A 16,442-nucleotide genomic window follows, 5' to 3' on the forward strand; every position below is an offset into this window, starting at 1 on the left:
GTATGGACCGCACGTTTTCCGCGCTCGCCGATCCTACCCGGCGGGCCGTCCTGCTACGGCTGAAGGAAAAACCCGGGCTTTCGGTGAGCGAGCTCGCCCGGCCGTTTTCGCTGAAACTGCCTGGAATGATGAAGCATCTGGATGTGCTGTCCGATGCGGGATTGATCAAGCGCACCAAAACCGGTCGCACCGTGTCGGTCCATCTTTCGGTCCGGCCGATGCGGGAGGCCATGGAGTGGCTCAAACGGTATGAGCGGCTCTGGACGGTCAGCCTCGATCGCCTTGTTGCGCTCGTGGAAGAGGATGGCGAGCGATGACCAAGAGCCTGCCGAGCGTGACCATCGTGCGCAGGATCAAGGCCCCGCCCGCCAGGGTGTGGGCGGCGATCACAGAGCCCAAACTGATGATGCAGTGGTGGGGTCCCGATGCCGGGCCGACGCTGCGCGCCGAGGCGGACGTGCGACCGGGAGGCCGCTTCAGCGTCGTATTCCGGTTGCTGAATGGCGAGGAGCACAATCCCACCGGGGTTTATCAGGAAGTGATTCCAGAGAAGAAGCTGGTGTTCACCTGGGACTTGCCCGGAACGAGGGAGCGCGAGTCGCTGGTCACGTTTCTGCTTGAGCCTGACGACGGCGGCACCAGGCTGACATTGCGACACGAGCATCTTCCCGACGAAGAGGCGCGCAAGAGTCACGAGCAGGGCTGGAGCGGCCTGCTCGATAAACTACCCGCCTTTCTCGAGGTTTTTTTTGGAGTTGCCGAATGAACGACCTGATCCTCACCACCTTCGATTGGGTTCCCGAACCGCCGCGCGGCTATGTGCGCGACATCCGCGTGCGTTGGGCGCTGGAAGAGGCCGGCCTGCCCTACCGGGTCGAGAGCGTGCCGTTTCGCGATCGGAGCGCCGAACATTTCGCCCACCAGCCGTTCGGCCAGGTGCCGTGGTTGACCGATGGCGACATCTCGATCTTCGAGAGCGGCGCGATGCTGCTTCATCTCGGCGAGCGCAGCGACGCGCTGATGCCCAGTGATCCGCGCGCTCGCAGCGATACGAAGGAATGGCTGTTCGCGGCGCTCAACTCCGTCGAGATGGCCAGCCTGCCCTGGTCCCTGCTCATCTTTTCCGACAACACCGGCGACACGCCGGCCTGGAAACTCTTTGACGGGTTCCTCCATCAGCACCGGCTCAAACACATGGAGGCCGTGCTGGCAGGACGCGAATGGCTCGCCGGGACATTTTCCGTCGCCGACATACTCATGGCGGATGTGCTGCGCCTCGTCGCCCGATTCGACGGCCTCGCAAAATATCCCGCCTGTCACGACTATGTCGCGCGCGCCACGGCCCGACCGTCTTTCGTGAAGGCACACGCAGACCAGTTGGCGCATTTTGCTGCGGCAGATGCAGCTTGAGATTTCTTCACCGCGTTTTCGAACCTCGTCGGCACCCAAGCGACGCCGTGTGACGTCAGTCACAGCGACGCGCGGCGTCCTGCGGCATTGATCTGCCCATCGACGGCGGAATGGTCCGCCCGACCTGACAAGGAGTGGACGACAATGCAGAACATGGAACAGAAGAACTCGGAAATCCGTGAATTGACCGATGCAGAGCTCGAGGCGATCAGCGGCGGCAACATCTTCGGCGACATCGGGCGCTGGATCGTTCGCCGTTTGAAAGGAGACGGCGACCTTCGCCGTGCGACCGACCGCCCGAACTGATTCATCTTCCAGACTGCCCCCGCGGCGCAAGAAGCGTTCGCGGGGGTCAGTCTGTGGGTTTGTGCTGACGCTGGCGCATCCGGCAGCGATCCGCTGAAGATAATCACGCCGAGGAGCCCACTGCCCCAGCCCGCGGTTGTTCGTTCCATGTGTGCGATCATCCTGCCGCCGGCTCATAGCCGTATGCTTCGCCCTTGCGAACGACGCGGCCAATGCCCGGCCAGCCAAGATGCGCGCCGGCGATCCACGTCCCGGTCTCAGCCGCCTCATGGAGAACCTTTTGGCGGGTTGCGCGTGCAGCCGGCTGGTCGTCGTCATAGCCCCAACTGAAATCGGGATTGCCAAACTGCAGCGCCGGGACATGAATGATGTCCCCGAAAAACAGAAAACGGTCTTCGTTCGTATCAAACGCGTAGCCGGTATGACCGGGAGCATGACCGGGCAATGCGACCGCGCTCAATCGCTCGGCCACCCGATCGCCATCCCGGATGGATTTCAGCAGGGGCCGGAACCGCGCAAGGTGCGCCTCGGCGAAAAAGCTCTCCACAGCCGCCTCGGAAATGACGATCGTCTTCAGGTTGGGAAACAGCACCCGGCCGTCCGCGGTCAACAGCCCGTGCAAGTGATCCTGGTGGGTGTGCGTCAACGCCAGAACCGTGATCGAAGCCGGCTCGATCCCGGCATCCGCCATGGTCTGCTCGAGACGCCCCACTGTCGGGTTCCAGCCACCTCCTCCGCTGTCGATCAGAACGCCGTCGACATCAGGACCTGCGAGGGCGAAGCAATTGACCGATAAGCGAAGCGTCCCCGCCCGCCCGGTCTGTGGCACGGGGTTATCCCGCGCGTCTCGCAAAAGGGACGCAGGCATATCGAGGTAGCCGTCCGATAGCGACCAGACGCGCCACCCTCCCGACGTGCCGCTGAGGACGTTGCGACTGCAGGACTTCACGATCATGAGGCCACCTCTTCGTTCCGGTTACGCCTTCCGCCTTCGCTCTGCGAGCCACGTCGGACAAGTCGGCTAATCCATCCTACGAGTTCTCTCTCCGTCATTCCGGGGCGATGCGCAGCATCGAGCCCGGAATCCATTCATCTACAGAGTATGTGGCCTAATGGATTCCGGGCTCGCGCCCGGCTTATCCAGCCTACGAACCCTACTGATTGATCTCGGGCTCGACGAGCTTCGCCAGGTTTCGGAGCGACTCCTGCCATCCGAGATAGCAAGCCTCGGCTGGAATGACGTCCGGTACGCCGGCCTGCTCGATATTCACCTCGGTGCCGACCAACACCTTCTTCAGCGTCACGGTCACCTGCATCTCGCCGGGCAAGCCCGGATCATCGAATGTATTGGTGTAGCGCAGACGTTCGCCCGGAACGAGCTCGTCATATTTGCCGCCGAACGAGTGGCTTTTTTCCGTCGTGAAGTTCCGGAAGGACATCTTGAACGTACCGCCGACCTTCGGCTCTTGATGGTGCACGGTGCAGGCAAAGCCGTTCGGCGGAAGCCATTTCGCAAGCGCATCCGCTTCGAGGAACGCGCGATAGACCTTCTGCGGGCTGGTTGTCAGGACACGGTGCAAACGGATGGTGCTGGGCATGCTGATGGACCTCTTGGATTGCGGGTTGGTGCCCCGAGGACGAATGAGCCTTGATCGGGCCGACATGGTGTCTGGGATTTTTTAAAGATAACCTCACGCCTGTTCCGCCGAATGACCCGTAGGGCGGGGGTTAGCCGCCGGGTCGCGCGAATGCGCGCCCGATGATAAACTTAGCGTAACCCGCCGCTTCGTCGCGGTGAAACAATACGGTGGCACGGGGCCGCATTCTCGCGGCACGACATGCCCGAGCTATTGCTTTGGTTTCGCCCTCGAAAGACAGAGGGCGCAGGGAATGCCGGATGCGCGCTGCACCCCCGGTCTCATGTGCGATTGTGCATAAGAATGCTGCACATGAGCATACAGGGCAGCGGAGAACATCCGACATTCCCTGCGCAATGGCTTTACGGCTTATAACGCGCTCTCCCCGGTGAGACGGCCTCTATTGCCACCGTCGCCCCTCGGAAGCGTTGGCTCCCGAAAGACTTGACGCCGTTACGGGCGCCAGGACCACACGCTTTCGCCGTACGCATCAGCCGCGACCGTCAATCGCAACATCAGCGTCCACCGCAACCCGTCCCTCGTCGTGACGACGGCCGACGCCCCTCTGAGTGGGACGGGATGGGTAAAGATGTGCTCCTGATTTGGGGTCGATGGAAACAAGAATATTTTTGTTTTTCAGAATTTTTGTACTTGACACGATTTCCGATAATCATAAGTGATTTGCCCGTCGGGTTGTTTTGTCGCAGGTGGAACGACAACTTCGTTATTGCGTGAGAGGCGCGGCAGTCCAAAGCGGCGCGAGCGATCGATGGATTGCTTCCACCTTGGCTCGCGAGCTACCGCGGACAACTCCCCTTATTAACTCGACTCCGAATGTCATAAATGCTACCTTTACGTGTATTCTTTCGGGTTACCAGATTCTTCGGCATATTCGGCCGTGAAGTTCATCCGAGGCAAAGTGATTTTTAGCTTGGATAAGGGAGCACACCATGACGGATTGGTTATTCGAGGCACCCGGTGGCGTAACCGACTTCAGAAATCCGAGAAATTGGCATAATGCCATGGCAGAGGAAGCTCGTGGCATTGTCCGTCAACTCGTTGCGGACATTGTCAAGAAAAACCCAGGCGACGTGACAGACGACGAGATAGCCGAACACGCCCCCACGCTCGGCTACATCGATCCTGCGACGACCCCACCGAGTTCTCCCGGGCAGACAGTCAATATCGCTTCCTGGCCAGCATTTCCACGCGCCGTGACAAGACGAAAACCCTGGCTCGATTTCAAACCAGTGACGGGCGACAATGACGGCACGCGCCGAGCGGCGGAGCATCTGGGTGATGAGGATCACAGGCCGGGGGTATTTGTCGACCAAAATGACTGCGTGCTCCATTTGCCGGTCCGGCATCGTCAGGACGAATATCTCGAATGGGTTGGCCGCAGGAACACCGATGGAAAGCTGTCAAAAGCCATATTTGTAGCCGAGGGTTACGACTATTACTCAGAGTTGTTCGAACACGACGAAGGCAGAGCGTTGGAGTTGTATCGCGACTTCACCGAGGACTCGACAATTAGGGTAGATGATTTGCGTGCGCGGCACGGCATCTACCGAAGATTGCCGAATGGATCCCGCCTAACCGTCGCTGAACCCGGCAGCTTCAACCCGCGCAATCGCTTCAATATCAATCCGGGCATCGTACATCTCTCGCATCGAGCGAACTCGCTTGGCGCAGAAGTCAATCTGGCCGGGGTTTCCGGCATTCTTCGCTTGAAGGCCGACGGAACCATCCTTGACGGAACCAATCCCGAGGAACTGCTCTGCTGCTGCGAGGGCGGAAATCCGAATAGAAATAGCGACCCACTCATTTCGCAACAGGCCTATGGGCTGGTGCGCAACAACAAGCGCTACACGCTTGCAAATCCAGTCGGGCTCTATATCGCATCGATAAACCACCAACGCGTTCAGACCCGGGGCGGCGAAGATCTTACGCCGGATTGGTGGACAGTGGTACGCGGAAACGGCCTCGACAAGCCGAGCACCAGCCGTGTGCTTCGCCTGGAACTTGCGCCTCCCAAAAACTCAAAACTTACGCTTGAGGACCTTGAAGTTGACGGAGAACCGGTTCGCTTCGTTGGTCAACTCGCTGACTTGCTACAGGTGCACCTCTTCGTAACCGTCTGGGATCGGGAGCACGGAAGCGAGAACCCCAGCCTGCCATGTACCGGCACTTGCTGCCGCCGGCACGGGACCCAGCAATTGGTGATAACGAACGATACCTGCGCACCTGATTTTGACCTCGCCTTCCCTGGCTTGATCAAGGACCCCGCTGCAATCGTCGCGTCAACGCACAACCTGGCTGCCGTCGCCGCAACCGCGCCGCTAGATAAGGGCCGTTAAGGGGTGGAACTCGATCTACGTGAAATCCAAGGAAACGTCCTCGCTGGTTTTAATACCAATATGCAAGTCCTGATCGGACTTTCAGTCGATGCCGGCCGAGCTAGCGATGCTGCCGCTTGGCTGGCAGGGTTGGCGCCGTCGGTTACGTCGATGGCGGATATCCGCGAGGAGCGCGGGATCATGAAGGCTCAACTCACCGGGGGGACCGGCGAGCGTGTCTGGCTAGGTATCGGCATTGGCTCCGATTTTCTCGCCCAAATCCGGGAAGATCTGTTTTTTTTCGATGCAGGCTTCACACTTGGGTTTCGCAAACGCGCTCGTCCGGTTCTGGGTGATCGCACGGACCAAAATGCCTGGCGGGTTGGTAGTCCCGATAACCCGCTCGACGTGCTGCTGATCTTCGGGTCGAACAATGAGGGGGCCGCTGATGGGCGCGCCGATGAACTCCTCGCCCAGGCCGCAGCAGCCGGGCTTCGCAATTCGTATCGGGAGACTGCGCGGAGGATCGACGACCTTGAGCATTTCGGCTTTCGGGACGGCGTATCGCAACCGCTGGTCAGAGGCATAGATACTGGCGGTGTCATCGATGCAGGCAACTTCGTGTTTGGCTATGCACGCAAGGCGGGCGAGAATCCTTATCTCCCAGGCGGTGACCCCAAGGGGTATCTGCGCAACGGTTCATTTTTAGTGTTTCGCCGGTTGGCGCAGGACGTGGGGGCCTTTCGTGACTTCTGCCATCGAAAAGCTAAAGCACTTGCGCAACATTTTCCTGGTTTGACGGCGGCCCATCTTGAGGCTTTGATCGTTGGCCGCTGGCCGAAGGGCGCGCTCACGCTGATCGGCGTCACCACCGATCCGGGCCAACGTCCGAACGACAACGCCTTTGATTTTCCGAGCGACCCGTTATGGGCAGAATGCCCGCTGGGCGCTCACATCCGCAAGGTGAATCCTCGATCCGGCCCCAAGGACGTCGTCGATGTGCCGCGCATCCTTCGCCGCGGCATTCCGTTCGGACCGCCATTTGATAGCGACCCGCCCGCTGAACGTGGTCTGGCGTTCATATCTTACCAGACCTCCATTCAGGAGCAGTTGGAATTTCTGACCTCAGCGTGGATGAACAGTCCGGCCGCGCCGGCGGGAAGTGCGGGTCACGACCTTCTGGTTGGTCGCAATAATGGTCCGAGGAGTATGCCTATTGCTTTCCCTTCGGGAACGGTCGAACTTTCAGACGACGGACAACAGTGGATCACACCGACCGGCGGTGGCTATTTGTTCGCGCCAGGGAAAACGACCCTTGGCCGGTTGACCGAGCCGGTAGCTGCCGGCGTTGGATGGCGGGCGAGCAAGCTGCTATCCAAAGCTTCAATTTTCGTCAATAGCACGCTCGGAATCGGCGGCTTGAAGCCGTAACCCGCCGTTCACGGTGAAGCAATGCGGTGGATTACGCCTTCGGCTAATAATCCACCCTACGAGCTGCCGATCGGCAGAGCGTCGCGCGCAGATGTTGTCCAGGATGCCCTTTGGCACCGGCGCAGCCGGCGCGAAGCGAGCACGGCGCTACTCTTTCGAAATAAAGGGAGACCGCCCACTTGACCGAGGGTAGGAGGTCCTACGCGCTTCGGACAACAAATCATCGGGGGAAGACAAGCGGCGGGGTGAGGCGCGGGCCGCGCCTAACCGGGAGCGTTCAGCGGCACCAAGATAACAAACGTCGTGCCTCGTCCAGGACCGGACTCGAGCTTTATGGTGCCGCGAAATCGCTGCACCACGATGTTGTGCACGATATGAAGGCCCAGCCCGGTCCCGCCCTGATTACGGTTGGTGGTAAAAAACGGGTCGAATGCGAGACGCCGCACTTCGTCGGACATTCCTTTTCCGTTATCGCTGAAGACGATTTCCACCTGGTCCGCCTCGCGCCGCGCGCTGATCCTGATGAATCCGCGCGGCATCTCCGCAAGGCCATGCACCACGGCATTGATAAACAGATTGGATAACATCTGCCCATACAGATCGGGATAAGAAGTAATCACGATGCCGTCGGGAACGTTGGTCTCCACCGTTACGTCAAGTCCGTTCAGGTGGGGCCGCAGCGTTGCCAGCATTTGGCTGGTCGCGAGTCCGAGATCGAATGAATGGCGATCCGCGGCTGTCTCGTCGACGGCGACCTGTTTGAACGATCGTACGAGTTCACTCGCCCGTTCCAGGTTGGCGACGAGCAGATTGGCGGCGTCTCGCGCGCCGGCAACGAACGCGTCGAGTTGGAAACGTCGCAGCGAACCGGCTGCCTGTTCGCCGACAAAGGCGTTGCATCGCAGGACGAGGCTCGAAGCGATCGTCAGACCCGTGCCGATCGGGCTGTTGATTTCATGTGCGATCCCGGCAGTGAGCTGGCCCAGCGACGCCAGCTTTTCGGTCTGCACCAGGCGATTTTGCGCGGAACGCAGCTCATCGAGCGACTGCGCCAACTCGTCCGAGCGCTGCCGAACCTCTTCAAAGAGCCTCACATTCTCGATGGCAACGACAGCCTGATCGGCGAACGTGTTGACCAGGTCGATGTCCCGCTGCACAAATTCTCCTTCCGAGTTGCGAGCCATGGAGAAGACGCCGATGGCCCGTCCCTCCCGCATCAACGCGACGAACATGATCGACTTGAATCCGAGCGCCTTCCGGAACGTGTAGAGGTTGGTTTTTCTATGGGTCTCGAAATCGGAGACAGTCGAGGGAATGCCGGTAAGCACTGTCCGGCCGACATAACTCTGATCGTCGATCTTGATCGGGATTTGCCGGACCATATCCGCCATGTTGCGATCGGTATGAAACACGCCAAGGGTCGTCAACGTGTCGCCGTCACGAAGCGACACCGCGCCAAGATCCGCCTTGCAAATCTGGCAGGCCGAGCGCGCGATCGTGTCCACCACGGTTCGGAGATCGAATCGGGAGCCGCCGATAACCCTCAATATAGCCGCGGTAGCCGCCTGCTGTTCAAACAGCTCGTCGCGCTCTGCGGAGACGTTTTTCAGTTTTTGTTCGAGGTCCGCAATGGTTCGGCTGCGGCCGGCCACATCGTCATCGTCGTATGCGGTCATCTAACCGGTTCCACATCGCGCCCACGCCCGGGAAACCCAGCGTACGACCGACCGCAAGTCGATGCTGAGACCCGCGCTGGATCATCGATCGCGCAAAGGCCGGACACTGAAAACCAACGACGTCAGCCGGTTCTCACTCCCACTCAATCGTCCCCGGCGGCTTGCTCGTCACGTCATACACCACCCTGTTCACCCCTTTCACCTCGTTGATGATCCGCGTCGCGGTCTCGCCCAAAAACTTCATCTCGAAGGGATAGAAGTCGGCGGTCATGCCGTCGGTGGAGGTGACGGCGCGGAGGCCGACGACGTATTCGTAGGTGCGGCCGTCGCCCATCACGCCCACCGTCTTCACCGGCAGCAGCACGGCAAAGGCCTGCCAGATTGCATCGTAGAGGCCGTGCTTTCGAATTTGATCGATATAGACGGCGTCGGCGTTGCGCAGGATGTCGAGCTTTTCCCTGGTGATGTCGCCGGGGCAGCGGATCGCGAGGCCAGGGCCGGGGAACGGGTGGCGGCCGACGAAGATTTCGGGCAGGCCGAGTTCGCGGCCCAGCACGCGGACCTCGTCCTTGAACAATTCGCGCAAGGGTTCGACCAGCTTCATGTTCATACGGTCAGGAAGGCCGCCGACATTGTGGTGGCTCTTGATCGTCACCGACGGGCCGCCGGTGAAGGAGACGCTCTCGATCACGTCGGGGTAGAGCGTGCCCTGCGCCAGGAAATCCGCGCCGCCGATCTTTTTCGCCTCAGTGTCGAACACGTCGATGAACAGGCGGCCGATGGTTTTGCGTTTTACTTCGGGATCAGTGACGCCTTCGAGTTCGCCCAGGAATTGTTTTGACGCGTCCACGTGCACCAGGGGAATGTTGTAGTGGTGCCGGAACAGGTCGACGACGGTCTTGGCTTCATCCAGCCGCAGCATGCCGTGGTCGACGAACACGCAGGTGAGCTGGTCGCCGACCGCCTCGTGGATCAGCACCGCGGCGACCGCCGAGTCGACGCCGCCAGAGAGGCCGCAGATCACCCTGCCCTTGCCGACCTGGGCGCGGATCTTTTCGATCGCCTCCTCGCGGAAGGCGCGCATGGTCCAGTCACCGGTGAGGCCGGAAACCTTTCGAACGAAATTGCGGATCAGTTTTGCGCCATCCGGCGTGTGCACCACTTCGGGGTGGAACATCAGGCCGTAATATTTGCGCTTCTCGTCCTGGATGACCGCGAACGGCGCATTGGCGCTGACGCCCGCGACCGAAAAGCCCGGCGGCATTTTGGTGATCCGGTCGCCATGGCTCATCCAGACCTGGTGCTTTTCGCCCATGCCCCAGGTGGATTCGAACAGTCGGCTCGCCGCCTTGACCTCGACGTCGGCGCGGCCGAATTCGCGGTGATGACCACCCTCGACCTCGCCGCCGAGCTGGGCGGCCATGGTCATCTGGCCGTAGCAGATGCCGAGCACGGGAACGCCTGAGTCGAATATGAGCTGCGGCGCGCGGGGCGAGCCGGCCTCATGCACCGATTCCGGGCCGCCGGAGAGGATCACCGCTTTCGGCTTCATCTCCTTGAACGCTTGCTCCGCCTTCTGGAACGGCACGATCTCGGAATAAACGCCCTCCTCACGCACGCGGCGGGCGATCAGTTGCGTCACCTGACTGCCGAAATCGACGATCAGAATCTTGTCGTGCGCCGAGGCCACCGAAGGCGTCGACTCTGCTGCGGGCTGTGCTGCTGTCATGGACAGGAATTACGCGACGGGGGCCGCGCTCGCAACCGCACAAACGGGGGACTCACATTCTTCTGCGGGGATGGACAGGCGCCATTATGTCAGTATTATTGACCTAATTTGGGTGACGGAAACGGAGGAAGCCATGGCAGGCCTGCCCCACGATGCCGCTGATCTCACCGCGCTGGGGCGGGAATGGATTTCCGCCTGGAATTCGCACGATCTGGAACGCGTGCTGGCGATGTATGCCGAGGACAGCGAGATGACGTCCGACCGGATTCCGGCGCTCGGCTTTGAAGCTTCGGGCACGCTGCGCGGCAAGGATTCCCTTCGCGCCTATTGGGGCCTGGCTCTGCAGCGGCTGCCCGGTTTGCGTTTTGAGCTGATCGATACCTTTGTGAGCCCGGACAGCGTGATCGTGTTGTATCAGAACGATCGCGGCGCGAGAATTTGCGAGTATCTGCGGGTGAATGACGAGGGCAAGATCAGACAGGGTTCGGCCAATCATCTGGTGCATTAGAGGGTGACTTCTCCCTCGCCCCGCACTTCGCGGGGTCGAGACGAGCGAAGCTCGCTCTTAGAGGGTTGGGGTGAGGGGCCCCCTCCGCCATGGTGGTCTAACGATAGACCTGTACCCCCTCACCCGGATTGCTTCGCAATCCGACCTCTCCCCGCAAGCGGGGCGAGGTGACCAAGACGCCGGCAGTTGTGAATTCATCGTTGAGGACGCTCACCCCATGAAAATCCCGACACTCCCCTTCACCGTTACCGACTGGAGCAAGGTCGAGCCAACGACGCACACGGGTGAGACCGGTCAGGCGACGTGGCGGACGTTGAACATCGGCGACTTGCGGGTGCGGATGGTCGAGTACACGCCGGGCTACCTCGCCGATCACTGGTGCGACCGCGGGCATGTGCTTTATGTGCTGGAGGGTGAGCTCGATAGCGAGCTGCGGGATGGGCGGAAGTTCAAGCTCACGCCGGGGATGAGTTACCAGGTGTCTGATTTCGGCGATGCGGCGCACCGGTCGTCGACGACGACGGGGGTGAAGCTGTTTATTGTGGATTGATGTTCTCCGTCATTCCGGGATGCGCGAAGCGCAGACCCGGAATCTCGAGATTCCGAGTTCGATGCTTCGCATCGCCCGGAATGACGGCCAGAGAGCCTCACCCCTTCTTCAACACCGACACGAAAAACCCGTCCGTTCCCGTGCGCCGCGGGGTCATCAGCCAACCCTCCGGCGTTTCCAGCGCGGCCTTGGCAAAATCCTCCGCCTTGTCCCACAGCACGCTCGCCGTCTGTTCCGGCGGTACGACCGCAAACCCCGGATGGCGCGCGACAAAACTGCGAACCTGCGCGCCGTTTTCCGGTGGCAGCACGGAGCACGTGATGTAAGCGATCCGGCCGCCCGGCTTCACCAGAGCCGCCGCGCGATCAAGCACTTCAGCCTGGTCCTTCAAGCGCACCTCGAGCGCGCCGGGGCGCATCCGCCATTTGGCGTCGGGGTTGCGGCGCCAGGTGCCGGTGCCGGTGCACGGCGCGTCGATCACGACCAGATCGGCTGAGGCGTGGATGTCGGCCAGCGGGTCAGCGTCGCCCTTCGGCGTGCGGACATCGGCGTTGTGGATCCCGGCGCGCGACAGCCGCTCGTGGATCGGCGCGAGCTGGCGCTTGTCGTGGTCGGTGGCGATCAAACGGCCCTTGCCCTGCATCATTGCCGCTAGCGCAAGCGTCTTGCCGCCGGCGCCGGCGCAGAGGTCGATCACCTGCTCGCCGGGTTTTGCCGCCGACAGCAATGCCGCAAGCTGCGAGCCTTCATCCTGCACTTCAACTGCGCCCTTGATAAAGTCTTCCTCGGCATGGATGCCGGGGTTGCGGGCATCGGCGCCGAGTTCGATGCGCAGGCCGATCGCCGACCATGGCGTCGGCTGTGCGCCGAGATGAGAAAGCCGCGGCAACATCTTCTCGCGGTTGGCTTTTAGGGTGTTAATGCGAAGGTCGAGCGGCGCCCGGCTGGCCATCGCGGTGGCTTCCGCCACGCGGTCGTCGCCGAACACATCAGCCAGATGCGCATCCAGCCATTCCGGGTAATCGCCGGCAATGTGCGGCGGCGCGCCGTCGAGGGAACGCGAGGTCAGCGCGGAGCGTTCGCCGTCGCTCAAGGGTTCCGGGGCAAAACGGCTGCCGTCGCAGAGCGCGGCAATGGCATCCGTATCGAGCTTGCGCTCAAGCCGGAGCATGCCGAGCACGCGGGCCCGCGACGTGTCGGCCTCCATCAGCCAGGCGCTCGAGGCGCGGCGGCGCAGCACGTCCCAGATCAGGCCCGAGATCGCGGCACGGTCGCCGGAGCCGGCATAGCGGTGCGCGGTGCCCCACTCCTTCAGCGCCTTGGCGGCGGGAACACGCTGGGCGTCGATAGTGTCGATCAGTTCGATGGCTGCGGACAGCCGGGCGGCGGGGGTCATTCAAAGCTTTCGGTTCGAGAAGGGCGCAAGCCTTACTCTTTGAGCATGATCTTCTTCGGAAAACCGGTTCCCACTTTTCCGGATCATGCTCTCAAATCAGCAACAGCATCTTCAGCGCGAAGTAGATCCACATCGCCAGCAGCACAAGGACGCCGGCGAACCAGGCCAGCGAGCGGGTCCGGACATCGTTGGAGGTCACGAAAATCCCGGCATGGGCAAAGCGCGTCACGACGAACACCCAGGACATCAGCAGGATGAAGAAATCGGCCTTGCGCAGCGGCAGCGCCAGCGCGATCAGGATGTAGAACAGGACCGGGATTTCGAACTGGTTGCTGTAACAATTGCCGATCTGGGTGGCCTTTTCGGGCCAGTTCGGCTGGCGCAGCGCGATGTCCTTCAGGGTGGTTTCCCTCGCTTTCAGGGCACCGGTCCGCGCCGTGGCCATCCACAGCAGAAGCGCAAAGGTGAGCCCGACCTGGGCAAAGACAGGCAGCAAGACCAGCTGAATCGACATCAGGACGCCCATGGGAATCTCCCCCGCAGGGCGTTCGCCGCCCGGCCAACCAATAGCGGGGGTGCCGCCCTGTGACAAATCAGCAGCCGCGTCCGCTTGAACCGCAATCGGCACCGCCGTGACCAAAAGCTGGAGGGTTCAGGTCATTCCGGCTTCGGACAGCTCCGACGCGACCTTCGAGATGGCGCCATGAACATCACCTCACCGCTCTGGACCGGCGCGGCCCGCGTGGCCGAAGTGCCCGGCGATTCCGTGACCTCCCTGCTCCGGATGGTTGGCGCCGGAACCGGCTGGTTCGACGACAGCGTCGATGGCGGGCTTGGCATTGTCATGTCGACGCTGGCCGGTGTCGCCGCCGCGCTGGCGGTGGCCATCGTGCTGTCGGTCTATTTCCGCAGCGGCTACCGCAGCCCGCGCGACCTTTTCAAGCACGGCCTCGCCGCTGTTGTCGTGATCGCCCTCGTCGCCTTCGTGGTCTACGACGTCAGGCATGCCGCGCTGGCCTATCTCGGCATCAATCCGGCAAAACCCGCGGTGGAGTTCGAAATCCGGCTGCCGAAGGCGGCGCTGACCGCAATTGCCGATACCCAGGTGGAACTGCTCACCGACCGGAACCAGAAGCTGGCCAAAGTGCTGGATGCGCTGGCCTCGACATCGGACGGCCGCAGCGTGCTCACGGGAACCGTCACGCTCGACTACCGCACCACCGAACGCATGGTGGTGCTCAATCTGCCCGGGAGAGCGCAAACCCAGTTCAAGCTGCGGCTGCCGGCCAGCCCGACGCATTCCGACAAGTTCGGGCCGTGGCATCTGGCCGACGGCATCACGCTTGCGAAGGGCGACACCGTGACACCCGAGACGCACAACGCTTTTGCGATCCGCTACCGCGTGCTGTGAGCCGATCTCTTTTCCCTTCTCCCCTTGTGAGAGGGAAGGAAGACGCGGCGTTCTCAATTCGAACATCTTTTCAAACAATCCTTCAAACAACCTTCGGTTGCCTGTCGTCGGACGGGGCGGTTACCATTGGAATTTCATCATTCCGTCGCCGACAAATCTATAATCAGGGACGAAAGGATTTTCGCATGAGCTCATTCCGCCTGACCCAGATTTCCGATACCCACCTCGCCCGCCGCCTCGCAAAGCTCACCGACAATTTTCATCGCGTAGCTTCGCATATCGACGCGACGCGGCCTGATCTCGTGATCAACAGCGGCGATCTCGCATTCAGTGCCCCGACCAGCCCGGACGATCTGGCCTTCGCCAAATCGCTACACGCCGAGCTGCCGGTTGCCTGCCGCTATCTGCCCGGCAATCACGACATCGGCGACAATCCGACCGCGGTTGGACCGGTGCCGTCGCATCCGGCGAGCGAACAGCACCTGCAAAACTTTCGCGCTGTGATCGGCGAAGACCGCTGGCGGTTCGACGAAGCCGGCTGGTGTTTTGTCGGATTGAACTCGCTGATCATGAACACCGGACTTGGCAGCGAGGCCGAGCAGTTCGACTGGCTGGCGTCGGAGCTGTCACGCACGAACGGCAGGCCGGTCGCGCTGTTCCTGCACAAGCCGCTCTATCTCGACGCGCCCGACGATCCCGAGCTTGAGGCTTCAGCGATCCGCTACGTGCCGCAGCCCGCGCGGGCGCGGCTGATCGAGATGTTCGGCACGGTCGATCTGCGCCTGATCGCCTCCGGCCATGTCCACCAGCGCCGCGATTTCACCTATGGCCGCGTCCGCCATGTCTGGGCGCCGTCTGTGGGCTTCGTCATTCCTGGTCGCATGCAGCCGTTGATCGCGATCAAGGAAACCGGGCTGGTCGAATACCGGTTCACGCCCGACAGTTTTGAAGTCCGCCACGTCCGCGCGCCGGGCCAGGTCGATGTCGACCTGGACGAGCTGCTCCAAAAAGCGCCGGCCAGCTAGCGCGCGAACCCGCGAATTCAGAATGGTCGACGGCCGTCCGCTTTGGCCGCCGTTCCGTTTCGCCCGGCCGGCTGGTCCTCGGCGCGGGCTAGGTTCCTCGTCCGCTGTCACCCTCTCCCTGGATATGCCTTTGCCTCCTTCTTGGGCCAAATCTGGCTGAAAACTGGTAATAACAACGTTGTCATTTTATCATACGGTGATCCGGCACCTTGGATCGCCACAGATGGAGCGACACATCCCCCTCGGCCTCTCCCATTCCTGCACCCAGCTCGATCGGTGGCGCGTGATCTTCGGTCCCGATGCGGACAGGACCCTGAGGCCGGTCCTGCACACCCGTTTCGGCTGATGGAACGGCGATGAACTTCCTGCCGCTGTGGCGCTATCGCGACCAGTTGATCGATGGGACGATCGTCACGCTCGAACTGACCGTCATAGCCGCTTGCTTCGGCCTGTTGATCGGCACCGCCGGCGCCGTCGCACTCAAGGGGCGCGTGAAGCCCACGCGCTGGCTGGTGCGCGGCTACATCGAGCTGTTCCGCAATACGCCATCGTTGATCCAGCTCTTCATCGTGTTCTTCGTGCTGCCGAATTTCGGCTTGAAGCTGCCGGCGTTCGAGGCGGCGGCGGTGGCGCTGTCACTCTACTTCGGCGCCTATTCGGTCGAGATCATCCGCTCGGGCCTCGACTCCGTCCCGAAAAGCCAGATCGAGGCCGGCCAATGCCTCGGTCTCAGCGGCTGGCAGGTGTTTTTCCATATCCTGCTGCCGCCGGCGCTGCGCAACGCCTATCCGGCGGTGACCAGCCAGTTCGTGCTGCTCCTGCTCGGGACTTCGCTCGCCTCGCAGGTCGCCGCCGACGAGCTGTTCCACGTCGCAGGCTTCATCGAGAGCCGCACCTATCGCAGCGTCGAAGTCTACGCGATCATCTGCGCGGTCTATTTCGCGATGGCGATGTCGTTCAAGATCCTGTTCGCGGTGGTAGGCGCCCTCGCCTTCCGCTGGCCCCGGCGGCGTTGAGGCAGGCCGCC

At 61.6% G+C, this 16,442-nt stretch carries 17 protein-coding genes; 11 read left to right on the plus strand and 6 right to left on the minus strand.

The window, feature by feature from the left end; translation table 11 throughout:
• The first annotated feature begins 2 nt into the window (after positions 1 to 2).
• The 4 genes from JQ597_RS14225 to JQ597_RS14240 all read left to right on the plus strand — a co-directional run bounded on the left by JQ597_RS14225 (position 3) and on the right by JQ597_RS14240 (position 1,716).
• Positions 3 to 317, plus strand: coding sequence for an ArsR/SmtB family transcription factor (locus tag JQ597_RS14225; protein WP_249119179.1), 315 nt, complete (start codon positions 3 to 5; stop codon positions 315 to 317).
• A complete protein-coding gene (locus JQ597_RS14230; RefSeq protein WP_212264887.1) occupies positions 314 to 766 on the plus strand; it encodes an SRPBCC family protein in 453 nt (150 codons plus the stop codon). Before JQ597_RS14225 ends, JQ597_RS14230 begins: the two co-directional genes overlap by 4 nt.
• The gene (locus JQ597_RS14235; protein ID WP_212264888.1) at positions 763 to 1,410 is read left to right on the plus strand and encodes a glutathione S-transferase family protein; all 648 of its coding nucleotides are present in this window, start codon (positions 763 to 765) and stop codon (positions 1,408 to 1,410) included. The genes JQ597_RS14230 and JQ597_RS14235 overlap by 4 nt, the downstream gene beginning before the upstream one ends.
• A gap of 144 nt (positions 1,411 to 1,554) precedes the next feature.
• Positions 1,555 to 1,716, plus strand: a complete 162-nt coding sequence (locus JQ597_RS14240; protein WP_212264889.1) for a hypothetical protein — start codon at positions 1,555 to 1,557, stop codon at positions 1,714 to 1,716.
• Between the two features lie 157 nt (positions 1,717 to 1,873).
• On the opposite strand, the gene JQ597_RS14245 is transcribed toward JQ597_RS14240, so the two are convergent.
• Both JQ597_RS14245 and JQ597_RS14250 read right to left on the minus strand, forming a co-directional pair.
• On the minus strand, positions 1,874 to 2,671 hold the full coding sequence (locus JQ597_RS14245; RefSeq protein WP_212264890.1) for an MBL fold metallo-hydrolase: 798 nt from the start codon (positions 2,669 to 2,671) through the stop codon (positions 1,874 to 1,876).
• Positions 2,672 to 2,870: 199 nt separating this feature from the next.
• A complete protein-coding gene (locus tag JQ597_RS14250) occupies positions 2,871 to 3,314 on the minus strand; it encodes an SRPBCC family protein (RefSeq protein ID WP_212264891.1) in 444 nt (147 codons plus the stop codon).
• 989 nt (positions 3,315 to 4,303) lie between these two features.
• On the opposite strand from JQ597_RS14250, the gene JQ597_RS14255 reads away from it, so the two are divergent.
• Both JQ597_RS14255 and JQ597_RS14260 read left to right on the plus strand, forming a co-directional pair.
• Positions 4,304 to 5,710 carry a DUF8225 domain-containing protein gene (locus JQ597_RS14255; RefSeq protein WP_212264892.1) on the plus strand — a complete coding sequence of 469 codons (1,407 nt, stop codon included), beginning with the start codon at positions 4,304 to 4,306 and terminating at the stop codon, positions 5,708 to 5,710.
• A gap of 3 nt (positions 5,711 to 5,713) precedes the next feature.
• Positions 5,714 to 7,120: a Dyp-type peroxidase gene (locus JQ597_RS14260; protein WP_212264893.1), complete on the plus strand. Its 1,407-nt coding sequence runs from the start codon at positions 5,714 to 5,716 to the stop codon at positions 7,118 to 7,120.
• Between the two features lie 263 nt (positions 7,121 to 7,383).
• Here the strand turns inward: JQ597_RS14260 and JQ597_RS14265 are convergent, their stop codons facing one another.
• Positions 7,384 to 8,796: a sensor histidine kinase gene (locus JQ597_RS14265; RefSeq protein WP_212264894.1), complete on the minus strand. Its 1,413-nt coding sequence runs from the start codon at positions 8,794 to 8,796 to the stop codon at positions 7,384 to 7,386.
• Positions 8,797 to 8,929: 133 nt separating this feature from the next.
• A complete protein-coding gene (gene guaA / locus JQ597_RS14270; protein ID WP_212264895.1) occupies positions 8,930 to 10,525 on the minus strand; it encodes a glutamine-hydrolyzing GMP synthase in 1,596 nt (531 codons plus the stop codon).
• 133 nt (positions 10,526 to 10,658) lie between these two features.
• Between guaA and JQ597_RS14275 the strand changes: the two genes are divergently transcribed.
• Together JQ597_RS14275 and JQ597_RS14280 are read left to right on the plus strand one after the other, a co-directional pair.
• Complete coding sequence (locus JQ597_RS14275; protein WP_212264896.1) at positions 10,659 to 11,033, plus strand: nuclear transport factor 2 family protein; 375 nt, start codon at positions 10,659 to 10,661, stop codon at positions 11,031 to 11,033.
• Positions 11,034 to 11,250: 217 nt separating this feature from the next.
• Entirely contained in the window at positions 11,251 to 11,583 is a 333-nt protein-coding gene (locus JQ597_RS14280; protein WP_212264897.1) for a DHCW motif cupin fold protein, read from the plus strand.
• Positions 11,584 to 11,680: 97 nt separating this feature from the next.
• Here JQ597_RS14280 and JQ597_RS14285 read toward each other — a convergent pair whose 3' ends face one another.
• Positions 11,681 to 12,979: an RsmB/NOP family class I SAM-dependent RNA methyltransferase gene (locus JQ597_RS14285; RefSeq protein ID WP_212264898.1), complete on the minus strand. Its 1,299-nt coding sequence runs from the start codon at positions 12,977 to 12,979 to the stop codon at positions 11,681 to 11,683.
• Positions 12,980 to 13,070: 91 nt separating this feature from the next.
• Complete coding sequence (locus JQ597_RS14290) at positions 13,071 to 13,493, minus strand: MAPEG family protein (RefSeq protein ID WP_212264972.1); 423 nt, start codon at positions 13,491 to 13,493, stop codon at positions 13,071 to 13,073.
• A gap of 189 nt (positions 13,494 to 13,682) precedes the next feature.
• Here JQ597_RS14290 and JQ597_RS14295 point away from each other — a divergent pair, with 189 nt between their 5' ends.
• The 3 genes from JQ597_RS14295 (at position 13,683) to JQ597_RS14305 (ending at position 16,431) form a co-directional block, all read left to right on the plus strand.
• On the plus strand, positions 13,683 to 14,390 hold the full coding sequence (locus JQ597_RS14295; protein WP_349628832.1) for an acriflavin resistance protein: 708 nt from the start codon (positions 13,683 to 13,685) through the stop codon (positions 14,388 to 14,390).
• Positions 14,391 to 14,575: 185 nt separating this feature from the next.
• Positions 14,576 to 15,415, plus strand: a complete 840-nt coding sequence (locus JQ597_RS14300) for a metallophosphoesterase family protein (RefSeq protein WP_212264899.1) — start codon at positions 14,576 to 14,578, stop codon at positions 15,413 to 15,415.
• A 356-nt stretch (positions 15,416 to 15,771) separates the two neighbouring features.
• Complete coding sequence (locus JQ597_RS14305) at positions 15,772 to 16,431, plus strand: amino acid ABC transporter permease (RefSeq protein ID WP_212264900.1); 660 nt, start codon at positions 15,772 to 15,774, stop codon at positions 16,429 to 16,431.
• Positions 16,432 to 16,442: the final 11 nt, after the last annotated feature.

Source organism: Bradyrhizobium sp. AUGA SZCCT0177, from assembly GCF_018130125.1.
Taxonomy (GTDB): domain Bacteria; phylum Pseudomonadota; class Alphaproteobacteria; order Rhizobiales; family Xanthobacteraceae; genus Bradyrhizobium.

Coding starts and splice junctions, on each gene's coding strand:
- JQ597_RS14250 (WP_212264891.1), bottom strand. CDS start 3,314: ATGCCCAGCACCATCCGTTTGCACCGTGTCCTGACAACCAGCCCGCAG.
- JQ597_RS14285 (WP_212264898.1), bottom strand. CDS start 12,979: ATGACCCCCGCCGCCCGGCTGTCCGCAGCCATCGAACTGATCGACACT.
- JQ597_RS14235 (WP_212264888.1), top strand. CDS start 763: ATGAACGACCTGATCCTCACCACCTTCGATTGGGTTCCCGAACCGCCG.
- JQ597_RS14300 (WP_212264899.1), top strand. CDS start 14,576: ATGAGCTCATTCCGCCTGACCCAGATTTCCGATACCCACCTCGCCCGC.
- JQ597_RS14230 (WP_212264887.1), top strand. CDS start 314: ATGACCAAGAGCCTGCCGAGCGTGACCATCGTGCGCAGGATCAAGGCC.
- JQ597_RS14225 (WP_249119179.1), top strand. CDS start 3: ATGGACCGCACGTTTTCCGCGCTCGCCGATCCTACCCGGCGGGCCGTC.
- JQ597_RS14275 (WP_212264896.1), top strand. CDS start 10,659: ATGGCAGGCCTGCCCCACGATGCCGCTGATCTCACCGCGCTGGGGCGG.
- JQ597_RS14305 (WP_212264900.1), top strand. CDS start 15,772: ATGAACTTCCTGCCGCTGTGGCGCTATCGCGACCAGTTGATCGATGGG.
- JQ597_RS14240 (WP_212264889.1), top strand. CDS start 1,555: ATGCAGAACATGGAACAGAAGAACTCGGAAATCCGTGAATTGACCGAT.
- guaA (WP_212264895.1), bottom strand. CDS start 10,525: ATGACAGCAGCACAGCCCGCAGCAGAGTCGACGCCTTCGGTGGCCTCG.
- JQ597_RS14255 (WP_212264892.1), top strand. CDS start 4,304: ATGACGGATTGGTTATTCGAGGCACCCGGTGGCGTAACCGACTTCAGA.
- JQ597_RS14290 (WP_212264972.1), bottom strand. CDS start 13,493: ATGTCGATTCAGCTGGTCTTGCTGCCTGTCTTTGCCCAGGTCGGGCTC.
- JQ597_RS14295 (WP_349628832.1), top strand. CDS start 13,683: ATGAACATCACCTCACCGCTCTGGACCGGCGCGGCCCGCGTGGCCGAA.
- JQ597_RS14245 (WP_212264890.1), bottom strand. CDS start 2,671: ATGATCGTGAAGTCCTGCAGTCGCAACGTCCTCAGCGGCACGTCGGGA.
- JQ597_RS14280 (WP_212264897.1), top strand. CDS start 11,251: ATGAAAATCCCGACACTCCCCTTCACCGTTACCGACTGGAGCAAGGTC.
- JQ597_RS14265 (WP_212264894.1), bottom strand. CDS start 8,796: ATGACCGCATACGACGATGACGATGTGGCCGGCCGCAGCCGAACCATT.